The organism is Streptomyces sp. NPDC001868, assembly GCF_040297125.1.
Lineage (GTDB): Bacteria > Actinomycetota > Actinomycetes > Streptomycetales > Streptomycetaceae > Streptomyces.
On record NZ_JBEOYO010000015.1, the window covers coordinates 1 to 15453 of the forward strand.

Here is a 15453-nt window from a genome sequence, read left to right on the forward strand (position 1 = left end):
GACTTCACGAAGATCGCCCTGTTCATGGGCGTCGGCGCGGGCGCCTGGTTCGTCGGCATGCACCTGCTGTTCTCGTTCAACACGGTGCAGTCCGGTGAGGGTGTGGGCAACGAGTTCCTGTACATCATCGCCGCGGTGATCGGCGGCTGTCTGCTGACCGGCGGCTACGGCTCGGCGGTCGGACCGGTGATCGGTGCCTTCATCTTCGGCATGGTCTCCCAGGGCATCGTCTACGCCAACTGGAACCCCGACTGGTTCAAGGCCTTCCTCGGCGTGATGCTCCTGATCGCCGCCCTCGTCAACTTGTGGGTCCGCAGCCAGGCGACCCGGAGGTGAACCACCCCATGACCAACACCAACGGATCAGCGGCCAGCGGTGCGCCCGCGAAGGACACCGCGGAGGACACCGTCCGGGACCAGCCGATCATCGAACTGCGCGACGCGGGCAAGTCCTACGGCAACATCCGCGCGCTGCACGGTGTGAACCTCACCGTCCACCCCGGCCGCGTCACCTGCGTCCTCGGCGACAACGGCGCCGGCAAGTCCACCCTCATCAAAATCATCTCCGGGCTGCACCAGCACACCGAGGGCGAGTTCGTCATCGACGGCGAGCCGGTGCGCTTCTCCACCCCGCGCGAGGCCCTGGACGCCGGTATCGCCACCGTCTACCAGGACCTGGCGACCGTGCCCCTGATGCCGGTGTGGCGCAACTTCTTCCTCGGCTCGGAGATGACCAAGGGCCCCTGGCCCGTGCGTCGCCTCGACATCGAGAAGATGAAGAAGACGGCGGACGAGGAACTGCGGAACATGGGCATCGTCCTGGACGACCTCGACCAGCCCATCGGCACCCTCTCCGGCGGCCAGCGCCAGTGCGTCGCCATCGCCCGCGCCGTCTACTTCGGCGCCCGCGTCCTCATCCTCGACGAACCCACCGCCGCCCTCGGCGTCAAGCAGTCCGGCGTGGTCCTGAAGTACATCGCCGCCGCCCGCGACCGGGGCCTCGGCGTCATCTTCATCACCCACAACCCCCACCACGCCTACATGGTCGGCGACCACTTCAGCGTCCTGCGCCTGGGCACCATGGAACTCTCCGCCGCCCGCGACCAGGTCAGCCTCGAAGAACTCACCAACCACATGGCCGGCGGCACCGAACTCGCCGCCCTGAAGCACGAGTTGGCCCAGGTCCGTGGAGTGGACGTGGAGGAACTCCCGGAAGCGGAGGACCTCACCGCACCCACGGTCTCCTCGAAGGGCGATGCCGCGTAACACGGGTTCGGCCGCTCCCCGCGAGCGGTCACGGCGATGACGACGGCCGGGTCGTCAGGACGCCTTTCCCGGTACGACGGCCCCTTCTACCGAAGGGGCGTCCAGGAGAGGCATCCTGACGACCAGTCAGCGCGAGGTGAGCGGGGTCTCGGACTCGACGCGGGTCAGTTTTTCGGGGTTGCGGACGTAGTAGAGGCCTGTGACACGGGCGTTCTCCACACGGGCGGCCAGTACGCCGTCGATCGCACCGTCCAGGCGCAGGAGGAGGCCGGGGTTGCCGTTGACCGACGTGGGCTCGCCGCTGAGGACGCCGCCGGCCTTGGTCATGCTGCCGGCCATGTAGCGGATCACCTTGTCGACGCCGACGACCGGGTGCGGAGCCGCCAGTTTGAGGCCGCCGCCGTCGCTGACGAAGACGACGTCCGGGGCGAGTACGTCGAGCAGCCCTTGGAGGTCCCCGGTCACGAGCGCGCTCCGGAACGAGTCCAACGCTTCCCGGGCCTCTTCCGGGGACGCCGGTGTGCGCGGTCGGCGGGCATCGACGTGCCGGCGGGCGCGGTGGGCGATCTGGCGTGCGGCGGCGGGGCTCTTGTCGATCGCCGCCGCGATCTCGTCGTAGCCGAAGTCGAAGACCTCGCGCAGCACGAAGACGGCGCGCTCGGTCGGTGACAGGGTTTCGAGGATGAACATGAGCGCCAGCGACAGGTTCTCGGACAGCTCGACGTCCTCGGCCACGTCCGGCGCGGTGAGCAGGGGCTCGGGCAGCCACGGGCCCACATAGGCCTCCTTGCGCCGTTTCAGGGTGCGCAGCCGGTTGAGCGCCTGCCGGGTCGTGATCCTCACCAAGTAGGCGCGCTGGTCCCGTACTTGCGCCAGATCGACCTCGACCCAGCGCAGCCAGGCTTCCTGGAGGACGTCCTCCGCGTCCGCCGCCGATCCGAGCATCTCGTAGGCGACGGTGAACAGCAGGTCCCGGTGGGCGACGAAGGCCTCCGTCGCGGGGTCGCCGACGGGGTTGTCCATGGCGTACGCCTCACTCTTCTCTCGTGCGTGTCGCTGCGGCTCGGTCCTTCGTGGGCCGTGGGCCGTGGGCCGGAGCGGTCGGTCCGGCCCCGGGGCGGGCCTCGCGGCTAGGCGGCGGGACGGGTGTCCGACGGCGTCGTGCGGGGGTCCGGCTGCGGCGCACCCGGGCGGTCGGTGTCGTTGCCGTGGGACGAGCGGGAACCGGCCTTGCGTGCCCCGGACACCAGCTTGTCAAGGGTGAACACGCAGGCGATCTCCTTGACGACGGCACCGGTCCGCCCGCTGATGCTGAGCGCGTTCACCTTGTCGTTCGGGTAGGAGAACTGGGTGACGCCCGCGTTCCGGCCGAGGCTGAGGCACTGCCCGGCGAAGAACATCCGGACGGGTGCGGGCTTCTTCCCCGCGATCCGGCGCAGGATCGTGTCGGCGGCGGCCGGGCCCAGCTGTACGGCGGCCTGGCAGCTCATCCGGAACGGATGGTCCGGCATCACCCCCGCGTCCCCGGCGGCGACGATGCGCTCGTCGTCCACACAGGTCAGCGTCGTGTCGGTGACCAGACGGCCGTCGGCGTCGGTGCGCAGTCCGCTGTGGGCGGCCAGGTCCGGGACACGGAACCCCGCGGTCCAGATCGTCACCGCGCTGGGCAGCTCACGGCCGTCGCCGAGCTCAACGGACTCCTCTGTCACTCGTGTCACCTGCGCGCCGGGGCCTTCCAGGACGGTCACACCCACCTTGGCGAGCCGGCGGGCGACCGGGCGGCGGACCCGGGGGTGCAGGGAGGGGCCGAGGACATCGCCGCAGACCAGGGTGACCTTGCGGCCCGCTTCCGCCAGTTCGGCGGCGGTCTCCAGACCGGTCGGGCCGGCCCCGACCACGGTCACCGGCGCCGACGCGGGCGCCGCGTCCAGCGCGGACCGCAGTCGTTCCGCCCCTTCGAGGTCCGACACCCAGTACGCGAACTCCGCCGCCCCGGGCACGCCGGGATCGGCGGCGCCGCTGCCCACCGCGTAGACGAGGTAGTCGTAGGAGACCGTGCCACCGCCCGCCAGCTCCACCTGGCGCTGCGCCGCGTCGATCCGGGTCGCGGTGTCGACCACCAGCCGGACGTTCCCGCCCATGACCCTGGCGAAGCCCTCGGTCGCGTCGTCGGAGCCGGTGACACGCTGGTGCAGGCGGATCCGCTCGACGAACTCGGGACGCGGATTGATCACGGTCACCGACACCCCGTCGCGCCGTGCCAGGGTGTTGGCCGCCGTCACACCGCCGTAGCCGCCGCCGATCACGACCACCTGGACGTTCCCGCTCATCATGTCTCCCTTGTGTGGTGCACTCGGCATGGAGACACCGGCCGCGCCTCTGGTGTGACAGCCCGCGGATGAGACGTGGCGCACATCGGATACGGCGGAGACGCCGGCCCTACGCCACCACGGCTGATCCGCGGCTGAGCGGCACGGCTTCGAGGCCGCCCTTGAGGACGGCCTCGGGGAGACGGGTCATCGGGTGCCGGCGGCGCCCGCAGCGACGAGTCCCAGCAGGTTGTCGTGGATCTCGGTGAACCGGGCCCGGACCGCCTCCGCAGCCTTGGCGACATCGTCCGCGGCGGGATCGCGAGGCCGTTCCAGCAGCAGCTGGACGGTGTCGGCCAGGGCGGACTCGGGATCGTCGATGCCGAACGGGCCCGTGGCATCGGCGTGGTGCATGACGGTGACGAACCCGACCAGCACGGCGTGCAGGGCGTACATCTGCCGGGGCAGCGGGAGATCGTCGCGCACGATCCCGCGGTCGCGGAGGATCGTCAGGACCGCGTTGCCCATCGCGCTCGTGCTGGCCTCGGCGAAGCGCTCCCGGTCGGCGGTGCGGTGGAGCAGCTGCCGCATGGCGCTGTCGTCGCTCTGGAGCCACCGCAGCCACGGGTTGCTCAGTGTCGTGCGGATGAGCAGCGGAGCGAGACGGCGGGGCAGGACGGACCGCGGGTCCTGGGCGATCTCGTGGGTGACGGTCCTGATCCAGGCCAGTACCTCGCGTGCGGCCAGCCCCACGAACAGGTCTTCCTTGGTCTCCCAGTACAGGTAGACCGTGCCCTTGCCCACTCCCGCGGCGGCGGCGATCTCGGCGATGGTCACCTTGCGGACGCCGTGTTCGAGGACCAGCTCGCGCGCGCTGTCGAGGATTCTGGCCGCCTTGACGGAGTCGTGTTCGATCAGCCGGCTCACCGTCGTGTTTCCTCCCGTTCGTGCCTCGACAGCATGATGTCACGGGGGTTCACCCGGGTTCACGGGCGTTCACGGAGGTGAGCCGGCCGTGCGGCGGGCTCCGAGGCCGGGTCAGGACAGGCCGATGTCGACCGTCTTCATCCGGGAGGCCTTGCTGCGGTGCTCCAGCTTCGAGATGACGGTCCTGCCGACCGTAGTCCCCACCACATGGTCGAAGACGGACCGGATCTGGAACTCGGTGTGGTCGGCCGGGACGAAGAGCCTGCGCATGGCCATGCCGCTCTCCTGGTGGAACTCGATGAAGGGGCGGAGCTTCGCCTCCCAGGCCGTCAGCGCCCGCGGCACGTCCCCGGGATACCGCTCCAGCATCGTGCCCAGCATGTCGGCCCCGGCCATACCGCTGGAGGCCCCCATCCCGGAGTAGAGGGTCAGGCACCAGGCCGAGTCGCCGACGAGCACCACCCTGCCCTGGTGCCAGGTGTCGAGCCGTACCTGCTCGGCGGTGTCGAACAGGTGGTCCGGTGCCTCCTCGAACCGGTCGAGCAGCCAGCCGAGCGTCGGGCCCGTGGGCTCCGGTCCGAACACCGCGCGCAGCGTGTCGATGGCGGGCCGGGTGAACTCGCTGTCCACGTCGTCGGTCCGGTAGTTGAACAACACCGTCGGTGGCCGGTCGGCGAAGGCGAAGACCCAGGCGGACCGGCCCTCCTCGGACATGATGATGCCGTCCGTGGCCCGGAAACCGGGGACCGGGCCGGGCAGGGCGCACGCCGCGAGCATGTAGCCGAGACGGTGTATGCGGCCGTCGTCGGGCCCGAACGCCAGCCGGCGCACGGTCGAGCGGAGGCCGTCGGCCCCGACCACGAGGTCGAACCGTTCGGTGGTCACCGCCCCCGCGGCCCGGTCCTCGATGTCGACCCGCACGCCTTCCTCGTCCTGGTGCAGCGCGACCGGTACGGAGGCGTACCGGATCTCCACGTCCTCGGGCAGGGCGTCGAACGCGGCCTGCTCGACGTCGCCGCGTACGACCGGGCGTGACTCGCCCGCCACGGCCTCGGCGAAGCCCATGCCGCGCCGGCGTCGGCCCGCGCGGTCGACGTTGTAGTAGGCGATGGCCTCGGAGGAGCGGTCCGGGACCTCGATGCCCAGGCGCTCCGCGGCGGTCATGCCGGTGCCGAAGAGGGTGAGGAAGTACCCGCCGCGGCGGCGTTCGGGGGCCTTCTCCAGGACGACGACGTCCCAGCCCGCCTTGTGCAACCGCAGCGCGGAGGCGGTTCCGCTGACGCCGAGTCCGACGACAAGAGCCCGCTGTCGCGGGGTGGTGTTCGCGTTCATGGCCCCAGACTATACTCACTGACCCGATCGGTCATTTGGTCAGTAGTGAAAGTCGGCCGCGTGAGTCGGTCGCAAAAGTCGGTCGCAAAAGTCAGTCGCGAAGGTCGGTCGCGAAGGTCAGTCGCGAGAGTCGGTCGCGAAGCCGAACACAGAGCCGCTCACGAGGTCGGTCACAGAGTCGGCCGTGCATCGGTCACAGAGTCGGTCGCGCTTCGGTCACAGAGTCACTCGCGAAATCGGTCGCGGAATCGGTCGCGACCCACAGGAACGGAGTTCCCGTCATGCCCACCGTCTTCGTCCACGGCTTCCCCGAGACGCCGGAGGTCTGGGAGCCCCTGCTCGTCGAGCTCGAACGCGTCGCTCCCGCGCGGCCCGCCCCGATCCGCCTGTCCCCGCCCGGTTTCGGGGCACCCCTGCCGGAGGGGTTCGGCGCGACCGTCGGTGACTACCGGGACTGGCTCATCGGCGAACTGGAGCGCTTCGACGAGCCCGTCGACCTGGTCGGGCACGACTGGGGCGGCGCGCACACCCTCAACGCGGTGATGGCCCGCCCGGACCTCGTACGCAGCTGGGTCAGCGATGTGGTCGGCCTGTTCGACCCGGACTACGCGTGGCACGGCTTCGCCCTGAGCCAGCAGGCGCCGGAGAGCACGGGACCGGACCCCGCCGTCCCGCTCGGCCCGGACCTCGACATACGGGTCGCGATGCTCGTGCGGTTCGGTATGAGCGAGCCCGTGGCGAAGCGGGTCGCGGTGGGCCAGGACGAGGCGATGGGGCGGGCCGCGTACGCGCTCTACCGGTCGGCCGCCCAGCCGGTGATGGCCGAGTTGGGCCGGAACATCGAAAGCGCGGCGCGGCGGCCGGGCCTCGCCCTGCTCGCCACCGAGGACCTGTTGGCCGGGACCATCGAACAGCGGTCGCGCACGGCGGTGCGGGCCGGTGCCCGCACCGTGACGCTCGACGGGCTCGGCCACTGGTGGATGACCCAGGACCCCGGCCGCGGCGCCCGGGTGCTCACCGATTTCTGGGCCTCGTCGGACCGCTGACGAGCGGCCGTACCCGGGGCGTGGTCATCGTCCGTCCGCCGGCTCGGGGCGATGGACCCCGCGCGGACGGTACCCGAGGCTGTCCGACCGCCCCAGCAGGTCCGCCAGAAGCCAGATGATGGCCAGCCACATCTCCGTCCCCTGCAGGCCCGGCTTCGGGCCCGGTCCCGTCGGACCCGGTCCGAAGGCGAAGCCCCTTCCCGGCCGCCAGCGGTGCAGGGCGGCGGTGAGTTGGCCTTCGGCCCAGGCGCGGATCTCGGCCGAGCGGTAGCCGTCCCCTCCGGTGCCGCCCGACTGCCGGGTGCACAGCCACAACGGGTGGGCCACGTCGAGGACGTCGCAGGCGTTCTCGCGGTCCGCGCCGAAGTGGCGGGGGTCGCGGGCGTGGTCCAGGACCGCGTCCACGACCCGTTCCGGGTGGGGGACGGGCAGCCCGAACTGGGCGAACGAACCCCGAGTGAGCCGGTAGTAGCCGTTCACCACCTGGAGGCGGCCGGCGGTGGCCGAGGGGCTGCCCCACATACCGGTCCAGGGGTCGGCCCGGATGAGGAGCCGGCCGAAGAGGGATTCGAGGGTGCCCGGGGTCAGGTCGGCGTCGGCTCGGCCGTCGCGCGCGGATCCCGAGTCGGGACGGCGGAGGTTCCAATGGGCCGCCGTGGCCCAGGAGTCGATCCAGGCGCCCGCGCTCCATGCGCCGTCCCGCCACGGCAACGAGTCGAGGCGGGCCATGAGTTGACTCGCCGTCATGTCGCGTACGCCGTGGATGGGGTGGGGGAAGGACGCGCCCATCAGGTCCAGCGCGTAGCCCACCGACAGGACGTGGTAGAGCGCCGCGCCCTCACCGATGAAACCGTCGGCGTCCATGGGCGGCAGGGGCTCGCCGAGTTCGGGTACGAGGCCGGTATCCCGGTCCTGGAGGGACGCCAGGCGCTCGATGTGTTCCGTCCTGTCCAGCTGCTCGGGGACGGACGACATCAGCAGGTCCGCGATCTCCACGGCGTCGCAGTGCGCTCGTACGGTGGGTGCTGCGCCCGGGTGGTCGGTGTAGTGGTCGCCGTTCCAGGAGCGGGCGAGGATGTCGGCGGCCTGGGCGCGGGCGGTGTCGGCGAACCGGGCCAGAGAGTCACTGTTCCCCCTGCCGCCCCCCAGGCCTCGCGGCCGCTCCGGGCTCCCCGCCTCCCTCCGGTCTCCCGTCTCTCTCCAACTCCCCGCCTCCCTCCGGTCCTCCGTCTCTCTCCGGTCCTCCCTCTCCCGCCGGTCCCGTATCCGCCGCGCCGGATTTCCCGCCGCCACCGTCCACGCCGGAACGTCCTTCGTCACCACCGCCCCGGCGCCGATCACACAGTGGTCGCCGATCGTGACGCCGTCGACGACGACCACATGGGAGCCGATCCAGACGTCGTCGCCGACGGTGATGCCCCGGCTGCTCTGCGGCTGGCGGAAGACCGGTTGGTCAGGTGCCGTCGAGTGGTTGAAGCCGAGGAGGGAGGTGTGGGCGCCGACGCGGACACCGTTGCCCAGCGAGACCGCGCCACGGACGACGGTGAACGGGTTCAGCGTGCAGTCCGTGCCGGTGGTCAGGTCACCGGTGACATAGGCGTGGGCGGCGATGTACGAGTCGTCGCCCAGTCGGAGGAGGTCGGGGAAGACCGCCGCCGACTCGGCCACATAACAACGCTCACCCACCTCGCTGTCTCCGCCGAGCGAGCTCTGCCGCTCCCGCTGCGCGGCTCGCAGCTCCTCCGTCGCCTCCTTCTCGAACAGCCAGGGGAGGTGGTCGAAGCGGCCGGCGTGGTCGAAGTGCCGTACGGGCGACTGCTGTCGGTGATCCATGAGACGCACGCTAGGCAGACGGCCGTCCCCCGAGGAAGAGGCCCGTCGCGGGCAAGGAACGGGCGGGCTCACCGGGCCGCGCGGGCTCGCTGGGCCGGGTGTGTGCACCGGGCCGGGTGGCCGGGTGGGTGCACTGCGCCGGTCGGGTGGTGGAGGGGTGCGGGCGGCGTGGCGTGCCGTCCGCGGCACTGGCGACATCTCATCCTTTTGTCTCTTTAGAGGCTTATCGGTATCACTCCGGGATGGGTTCACGCGTATGAGTTCGCACGCCGCTCCGGTCGTCACGCGGGCCCCCGTGTCGAGGGCAGTCGCGCCGGTCCTCGGCCCCCTCGCCCTGGTGGCCGGAGCCTTCACGCTGGCCCAACTCCTCCTCGTCCCACCGGGGATGGGCCTCGGCTGGGACGAGACGGTGTACGTCAGCCAGGTCAGCCCGCACGCGCCGGCGGCGTTCTTCAGCGCGCCGCGTGCGCGGGGCGTGCCGTTGCTGGTGGCGCCGGTCGCCGTGTGGTCGTCGTCCACCGAACTGCTGCGGGTCTATCTGGCGGTGCTGTCCGGGGTGGGGCTGTATCTCGCGCTGCGCGCCTGGCGGGGGCTGTTCCCGGTGCGGGTGACGGCGGTCGCGGGAGCGCTCTTCGCGTCCCTGTGGGTGACCCTCTTCTACGGGCCGCAGGCCATGCCCAACTACTGGGTCGCGGTCGGCGCGCTCGGCTGCGTGGGGTGCTTCCTGCGAGTCCGCAGCGACCCCGGGGACCGGGCGGCGGTGTGGGGCGCGGCCCTCGGTACCGCCCTGATGGCATGGATGCGGCCCACCGACACCGTGTGGGTGACTCTCCCGCTGTTCGTGCTGCTGGTGGGCGTACGGGAGTGGCGGCGGCCACGGCTCCTGGGGGCGATGGCGGTCGGGCTGGGCACCGGGGCGGGGGCGTGGGTGGTCGAGGCGTACGCCCAGTACGGCGGGCTCGCGCGGCGGCTGGCCGACGCGTCGCGGGTCCAGGGCGGGCTGGGCTGGAACATCGCCGTCGACGACCAGCTGCGGAGCCTGGTGGGACGCACGCTGTGCCGTCCGTGCACCGGCGACATGCCGCATCCGGCGGCCATCGCGTGGTGGTTCGCGCTGCCGGTGCTGGCCGGGATCGGGTTGGCCGTCGCGCGCCGGGGCGGGCGGACGACACCCACGGCGGTGCCGCTGGTCTGTGCCGCCACGGCCGCCGTCCCGTATCTGTTCCTGATCGGGTACGCCGCCCCGCGCTTCCTGCTGCCCGCGTACGCCCTGCTCGCGATCCCCGTCGCCGACGCGCTGCTGAGCCTCGTCAGAGGGCCGGGCGGGGCCTGGCGGCCGGTCATGGGGGCCCTCGTGGTGCTCGGGCTCGTCGGACATCTGGCGGCGCAGTACACGGTGCTGGCACGCACCGTCGAGCGCACCACCGCGTCCCACCGCGACTGGGACCGCACCGCCGCCGAGCTTCGGCGCCTCGGCGTACGGCCGCCCTGTCTGCTGACCGGCGACTACGCCATCCCCATCGCCTACTACGCGGGCTGCGCCTCCGCCCACACCAGCGGCAACAACGCCAACACCACCCGGGCCGGCATCCTGCGCACCGCCGAACGCCTCCCCGTGGCCGCCCTCGTCGCCCCGGGCGGCGGCCCACCCGAGTTCGCCCGCTCCTGGCCCGCCCACCGGGTCGCGGGGTTCCGGCTGCACGTGGCGCCGACAGAAGCTCGGGCGCTCACCGGGCCCTAGCGGGCCTCACTTCGAGACGTCCGTGATGAAGCCGTCCCTGGCCTTGTCGAAGACGGGCGCGTAGGAGTCCCATTCGGCCTCCGGGGCCGAGAGGTAGATGTCGTACTCCCGTTCGCCCTCGCGGCCGTAGCCGAGGTCCTTGGCGCGGAAGCCGCGGGCCCGTCCCTCGAAGGTGAACTCCCAGATGGCCGCCGGCTGCCCACGGAAGGCGGTCTTCTGCATCCGCAGCCTCCGGTACGAGCCAGGGTAGTTGAGCTTGGTGTTCGCCTCGATGTCCTCGAAGTGGGCCAGGGGGTGCGAGCCGGCGGGGTCCACCATGCCGATCGTGAGTTCGGCCAGTTTCTTCTCGTCGGTGTAGGAGACCGACTCGCCCGTCCGTTTGCCGGCCTTCCAGCCGTCCGGGACGGGGAAGGAGATGCCGAGGGTCTTGTCCGTGACCAGGCGGTAGCCGTCGGGGACGGGGGAGGGGGAGGGGGAGTAGGAGGGGGTGGCGGCGTTTTCGCCGCCGGGCGAGGCGGTGCTCCCGTCGGGGTCCGACAGGTAGAACGCGGTCCCCGCGACCAGGGCGGCCACGGTCACCGCGACGGCGGCCGGCACGAGGACACGGCGCTGCCTTCGGCCCCGGCGGGACGAACGGCCGCCGTCGGCGCCCGTGTCGTGACCACCCGTGTCGTGGCCGCCGGTCTCCCGGGCGGCGTACGGGCCTGCGCCGTACGAGCCGCTGTTGTGCGAGCCGCTGTCGTACGCGCCGCCGCCGTGCGACCCCTCGTCGGCCCAGTCTTCCGCCGCCGCCCCCGCGCCTTGGCCCGGCCTCGGCTGGGCGAGTGTCGACTCGCCGGAGATCACGGCCCGCAGTACGCGTTCCGTCTCCTCCGTCGAGGGGCGGTCGGCGGGTTCCTTGGCGAGGAGGGCATCGATGAGCGGGGCCAGGGTGCCGCCCTGCTTCATGGGCTCCAGGGGGTCCACGGCGATGGCGTACGCGGCCTCCATCGCGGTGAGCCGGCGGAACGGCGGGCGGCCCTCGACCGCCTGGTAGAGGGTCGCGCCCAGGGCCCACAGGTCCGACGCGGGGCCGGGCTTCTGGCCCCGGATGCGCTCCGGGGCCATGTAGTGGATGGAGCCGACCATCTCGCCGGTCTTGGTCAGGGTCGAGGCGTCGGTGGTCATCGCGATGCCGAAGTCGGTGAGGACGACCCGGCCCTCGGCGCCGAGCAGGACGTTGCCGGGCTTGACGTCCCGGTGCAGGACACCGGCGGCATGCGCGGCGCGCAGCGCGGCGACCATGCCCAGACCGATACGGGCCGCCTCCTCCGGCGGCAGGGTCCGGCCGTCCACGAGGACGTCGGCGAGCGAGGGCGCCGGGACGTACTCCATGACGATGCACGGCCGGCCGTCCCCGACGGCGCCCTGGACGCCGCCCGAGGTGCTGTCCGCCTGGCCGACCACGTGGTCGTCCACCACGTCATGGACGACGATCACGTTCGGGTGCGCGATCCGGGCCGCGCTGCGCGCCTCGCGGCGCGTGCGCTCGTACAGGGTGACCAGATCGTCGGAGGAGAGGTGCGGCTGCACATGCAGCCGCTTCACCGCGACCTGGCGGTCGAGGACCTCGTCCCCGGCCCGCCAGACCGTACCCATGCCTCCGCGGCCTATCTGCTCCGTGAGCCGGTAACGCCCGGCGACGAGCCGCCCTACGTCCGACACCACGTGCCCTCCGCCAGCCCCGCATACGTTCGATTCGCATCGTCACCATAACCGGCCCGGTGCAGGGGCCTGGGAGGAGGACCGGTTTCGGGGCGGCTCCCGCAGCCGCCGTTCCGGGCCCCGGCTGCCCGGAACGTGGTCGTGGGGGCCGCTCGTCACCTCACACCGGCGGGGCCACGAACACACCCCGGTCGACGTCGTTGAAGGACTCCTTGGCGATCAGTTCGTTCATCGGGTTGGCGGTGCCCCACTGGTCGGTGACCTCGGGCCGGGAGAAGTCGTAGACATGCGGATGCCAGGTGTCCTCGTCCAGCAGCTCCAACTCGGTCGTGTACTCAACGGTGTTGCCGTGCGGGTCCAGGAAGTAGGTGAAGGTGTTGTCGCCCGCCATGTGCCGGCCCGGCCCCCACACCTTCTTGAACCCGGCCCGGATCACCCGGCCGGAGCCGCGCATGTACTCGTCGATGCCGCGCATCTCGAAGGAGATGTGGTGCAGGGAGGTGTGCGGGCCCTTGGCGATGGCCATGGAGTGGTGCTGGTTGCTGATCCGCATGAAGTGCATGACATCGCCGACGTACGGCGAGCTGAGCGTGTCGGAGTGGCGGAAGCCGAGGTGGCGCTCGTACCACTCGCGGGTCCTGTCGAGGTCCGGTGAGTTGAGCACGACGTGCGACAGTTTGACCGGGACGGACTCCTTCTCCTCGATCTTCCGGTGCCGCCTGACCTCGACGTCGGCCGAGACCTCGATGGTCCGCCCGTCGATGTCGAAGAACCGGAAGCCGTAACCGCCGCCCGGGGTGTCCACCTTGCCCGGCCGCGACACCAACTCCACCCCTCCCGCGAGGAGTCGCTCGGCGAGCGTGTCGACGTCCGCCGGGCTCGCGGCGCCGTACGACACGAGGTCGAGCCGCTTCTCGTCGGCCTTGCGGAGCCGTACGACGTACTGCTCGGGGGAGCCCTCGGCGGCCAGGAAGGAGATACCGGAGTCCTCGGCGACCTTGGTGAGGCCCCAGACGCCGGCGTAGAAGTCGAGCTGGGTGTCGTAGTCGGGCACGGCCAGGTCGACGTGCCTGAGATGGGTGAGCAGACGCATGATGTCAGTCCTTCCGGAGGAGGGCGGCCGCGTTGCCGCCTCGTACGGCGTGGAAGTCGGGGTCGGGGAGCCGGGCCGCGCGCAGCGCGCCGACCGGGTCCTCGGTGCCCATGTCGAAGGGGAAGTCGGAGCCCAGCAGCACCCGGTCGGCGCCGGCGACCCGGACCAGCTCCCGCAGCACGTACGGGTCGTGGACCAGGGAGTCGAAGTGGATCCGCCCGAGGTAGCTGCTCGGCGGGTTCGCGCAGCCGGCGCCCGCGTCGGAGCGGGTCCGCCAGGCGTGGTCGGAGCGGCCGATGTGCGTGGGCAGATAGCCGCCGCCGTGCGCGGCGATGATCCGTAGGCCGGGGTGGCGGTCCAGGACGCCGGAGAAGATGAGGTGGGACAGGGCGACGGCGTTCTCGGTGGGCTGCCCGACGACGTTGGACAGGTACCAGCGGTCGAGGCGTTCGTCGAGCGTGCAGCCGAAGGGGTGCAGGAAGAGGAGCGCGCCGGTCGCGGCGGCCCGCGCCCAGAAGGGCTCGTAGGCCGGGTCGGACAGCTCCCGGCCCGGGGCGTGGGAGGAGATCTCGACGCCCGACAGGCCTTGTTCCAGGGCGTGTTCGAGGGCGCGGACCGCCTGTTCCGGGTGCTGGAGGGGGACCAGGCCGAGGCCGCGCAGCCGGTCGGGGGCCTGAGCGCAGTGCGCCGCCGTCGCCTCGTTCGCGAGCCGGTACACCTTCTCGGCCGTCTCCTCGTCCGCCCAGTAGTGGTAGTGCGAGGGGGACGGGCTGACGAGCTGGACGTCCACGCCCTGCGCGTCCATCGCGGCGAGCCGTACGGAGACGTCGGTGGCCCTGGGGAGCAGGGCGCGGACCATGGGGCCGCTGACGGCCAGGGAGGCGGGGCCGTTGCGCCGGGCGTCCAGGGCCCTGGCCTCGGCGAGGCCGGGGAGTCCGGCCACCGCCTCCTCGACCTCGGGGATCAGGATGTGGGCGTGGACGTCGACGGTGGGCGTGGTCACGGCAGCTCCTTGAGGAAGGTCATCGTGCGGCCGATCAGACCGGGCACATCGGCGTCCCGGACGCCGTCCAGCTGCCACTGGCCGAGCCGCACGGACGCCTCGACGACGGTCCGCACCCTCGGGATCCGGCGCTCGTAGTACGCCTGGAACAGCGCGTCCCCCCAGGGCCGGCCGCCGGTGAGCAGCTCGGCCAGGACGGAGGCGTCCTCCAGGGACTGGGCCGCGCCCTGCGCGAGGGTCGGCGGGCAGCAGTGGGCCGCGTCGCCGACGAGCACGACCCGGCCCCGGTGCCAGGAACCCTCGACCAACAGCCTCTGGAACCAGGTGTAGTTGACCTGCTCCGGGTCGGTGATGTGCCGGGTGATCTCGGGCCAGTGACCGCCGTAGTGCCCGGTGAGGCGGCGCATCTCGTCCGCGTACGACTCCGGGGGGACGGAGCACCGGTCGCGGTTGGCCTCGACGACGTACGCGTAGATCGTGTCCTCACCGGTCGGGCAGAAGCCCGCGATGAACGCCGGGCCGCCGTACGCCAGATCCGTGCGGACCACGCCCTCGGGGCGTGGGGCCGGGGTGCGCCAGATGGCCATGCCGGTGGGCTCGGGCCGGTCGGTGATGCCGATGGCGGCGCGGGTCGCGGAGTTGAGGCCGTCGGCGGCGATCACCAGGTCGTAGCGGCCGTCGGTGCCGTCGCTGAACCGCACCGACACACCCTCGTCGTCCTGCTCCAGCTTCTCGGCGATGGTGCCCAGACGTACGTCCGCACCGGAGGCGCGGACCGCCTCGATGAGGATCCGCTGCAGTCGCGGGCGCCGCATGCCGAGCGTGGCGGGCAGGTCCTCGCCGCCCGTCCTGATGTCCTCGGCGACGTGCAGCACCGTGCCGTCGGGGGTGGTCACGCCCAGCGAACCGAAGGCGAACCCGGAGGCCTCGACCTGTTCCCAGACGCCGAGTTCACGCAGGACGCGCAGGGCGTTGCCCTGGAGGGTGATGCCGGAACCGGTGGTGGCGTTCCAGTCCGGTTTCGCCTCGATCAGGTCCACGGCGAGGCCGGCGCGGCGCAGCAGGACGGTGACGGCGTTGCCGGAGGCGCCGCCGCCGATGACGAGGACCCTGCGGGTGCCGGTTCTCTCGGGCATGGGGAACTCCCTTGTTCCGCCGGACGGTTGGCGGCGAGTGGTGGTGTGGAGAGACAGGGGGCGA

Annotated in this window: 13 protein-coding genes; 4 read left to right on the top strand and 9 right to left on the bottom strand. The window is 71.8% G+C overall.

Annotated features, from left to right (window positions below; translation table 11 throughout):
* Both ABT147_RS19220 and ABT147_RS19225 read left to right on the top strand, forming a co-directional pair.
* On the top strand, positions 1 to 336 hold a 336-nt coding region (locus tag ABT147_RS19220; protein WP_502983117.1), incomplete at its 5' end, for an ABC transporter permease.
* An 8-nt stretch (positions 337 to 344) separates the two neighbouring features.
* Positions 345 to 1265 carry an ATP-binding cassette domain-containing protein gene (locus ABT147_RS19225; RefSeq protein ID WP_351407510.1) on the top strand — a complete coding sequence of 307 codons (921 nt, stop codon included), beginning with the start codon at positions 345 to 347 and terminating at the stop codon, positions 1263 to 1265.
* A 126-nt stretch (positions 1266 to 1391) separates the two neighbouring features.
* On the opposite strand, the gene ABT147_RS19230 is transcribed toward ABT147_RS19225, so the two are convergent.
* The 4 genes from ABT147_RS19230 to ABT147_RS19245 all read right to left on the bottom strand — a co-directional run bounded on the left by ABT147_RS19230 (position 1392) and on the right by ABT147_RS19245 (position 5833).
* Positions 1392 to 2288, bottom strand: a complete 897-nt coding sequence (locus ABT147_RS19230; protein WP_351407512.1) for an RNA polymerase sigma-70 factor — start codon at positions 2286 to 2288, stop codon at positions 1392 to 1394.
* A 107-nt stretch (positions 2289 to 2395) separates the two neighbouring features.
* Positions 2396 to 3595, bottom strand: a complete 1200-nt coding sequence (locus ABT147_RS19235) for an NAD(P)/FAD-dependent oxidoreductase (RefSeq protein WP_351407515.1) — start codon at positions 3593 to 3595, stop codon at positions 2396 to 2398.
* 186 nt (positions 3596 to 3781) lie between these two features.
* Positions 3782 to 4501: a TetR/AcrR family transcriptional regulator gene (locus tag ABT147_RS19240; protein ID WP_351407517.1), complete on the bottom strand. Its 720-nt coding sequence runs from the start codon at positions 4499 to 4501 to the stop codon at positions 3782 to 3784.
* Positions 4502 to 4612: 111 nt separating this feature from the next.
* Positions 4613 to 5833, bottom strand: a complete 1221-nt coding sequence (locus tag ABT147_RS19245) for an FAD-dependent monooxygenase (protein ID WP_351407520.1) — start codon at positions 5831 to 5833, stop codon at positions 4613 to 4615.
* Between the two features lie 281 nt (positions 5834 to 6114).
* On the opposite strand from ABT147_RS19245, the gene ABT147_RS19250 reads away from it, so the two are divergent.
* Complete coding sequence (locus tag ABT147_RS19250; protein WP_351407522.1) at positions 6115 to 6879, top strand: alpha/beta fold hydrolase; 765 nt, start codon at positions 6115 to 6117, stop codon at positions 6877 to 6879.
* A 24-nt stretch (positions 6880 to 6903) separates the two neighbouring features.
* On the opposite strand, the gene ABT147_RS19255 is transcribed toward ABT147_RS19250, so the two are convergent.
* The gene (locus ABT147_RS19255; protein ID WP_351407524.1) at positions 6904 to 8712 is read right to left on the bottom strand and encodes an acyltransferase; all 1809 of its coding nucleotides are present in this window, start codon (positions 8710 to 8712) and stop codon (positions 6904 to 6906) included.
* 256 nt (positions 8713 to 8968) lie between these two features.
* Here ABT147_RS19255 and ABT147_RS19260 point away from each other — a divergent pair, with 256 nt between their 5' ends.
* Positions 8969 to 10453: a hypothetical protein gene (locus ABT147_RS19260; RefSeq protein WP_502983118.1), complete on the top strand. Its 1485-nt coding sequence runs from the start codon at positions 8969 to 8971 to the stop codon at positions 10451 to 10453.
* 6 nt (positions 10454 to 10459) lie between these two features.
* On the opposite strand, the gene ABT147_RS19265 is transcribed toward ABT147_RS19260, so the two are convergent.
* From ABT147_RS19265 to ABT147_RS19280, 4 genes are all read right to left on the bottom strand, one after another.
* Entirely contained in the window at positions 10460 to 12160 is a 1701-nt protein-coding gene (locus ABT147_RS19265) for a serine/threonine-protein kinase (RefSeq protein WP_351407526.1), read from the bottom strand.
* 157 nt (positions 12161 to 12317) lie between these two features.
* Entirely contained in the window at positions 12318 to 13250 is a 933-nt protein-coding gene (locus ABT147_RS19270) for a VOC family protein (protein ID WP_351407529.1), read from the bottom strand.
* 4 nt (positions 13251 to 13254) lie between these two features.
* A complete protein-coding gene (locus ABT147_RS19275) occupies positions 13255 to 14253 on the bottom strand; it encodes an amidohydrolase family protein (protein ID WP_351407531.1) in 999 nt (332 codons plus the stop codon).
* Complete coding sequence (locus ABT147_RS19280) at positions 14250 to 15389, bottom strand: FAD-dependent oxidoreductase (protein WP_351407533.1); 1140 nt, start codon at positions 15387 to 15389, stop codon at positions 14250 to 14252. Before ABT147_RS19280 ends, ABT147_RS19275 begins: the two co-directional genes overlap by 4 nt.
* Positions 15390 to 15453: the final 64 nt, after the last annotated feature.

What these genes read in the sequence shown, in the direction of transcription:
- ABT147_RS19235 (WP_351407515.1), bottom strand. Translation starts at nt 3,595, where the DNA reads ATGAGCGGGAACGTCCAGGTGGTCGTGATCGGCGGCGGCTACGGCGGT.
- ABT147_RS19245 (WP_351407520.1), bottom strand. Translation starts at nt 5,833, where the DNA reads ATGAACGCGAACACCACCCCGCGACAGCGGGCTCTTGTCGTCGGACTC.
- ABT147_RS19260 (WP_502983118.1), top strand. Translation starts at nt 8,969, where the DNA reads ATGAGTTCGCACGCCGCTCCGGTCGTCACGCGGGCCCCCGTGTCGAGG.
- ABT147_RS19225 (WP_351407510.1), top strand. Translation starts at nt 345, where the DNA reads ATGACCAACACCAACGGATCAGCGGCCAGCGGTGCGCCCGCGAAGGAC.
- ABT147_RS19255 (WP_351407524.1), bottom strand. Translation starts at nt 8,712, where the DNA reads ATGGATCACCGACAGCAGTCGCCCGTACGGCACTTCGACCACGCCGGC.
- ABT147_RS19250 (WP_351407522.1), top strand. Translation starts at nt 6,115, where the DNA reads ATGCCCACCGTCTTCGTCCACGGCTTCCCCGAGACGCCGGAGGTCTGG.
- ABT147_RS19270 (WP_351407529.1), bottom strand. Translation starts at nt 13,250, where the DNA reads ATGCGTCTGCTCACCCATCTCAGGCACGTCGACCTGGCCGTGCCCGAC.
- ABT147_RS19230 (WP_351407512.1), bottom strand. Translation starts at nt 2,288, where the DNA reads ATGGACAACCCCGTCGGCGACCCCGCGACGGAGGCCTTCGTCGCCCAC.
- ABT147_RS19280 (WP_351407533.1), bottom strand. Translation starts at nt 15,389, where the DNA reads ATGCCCGAGAGAACCGGCACCCGCAGGGTCCTCGTCATCGGCGGCGGC.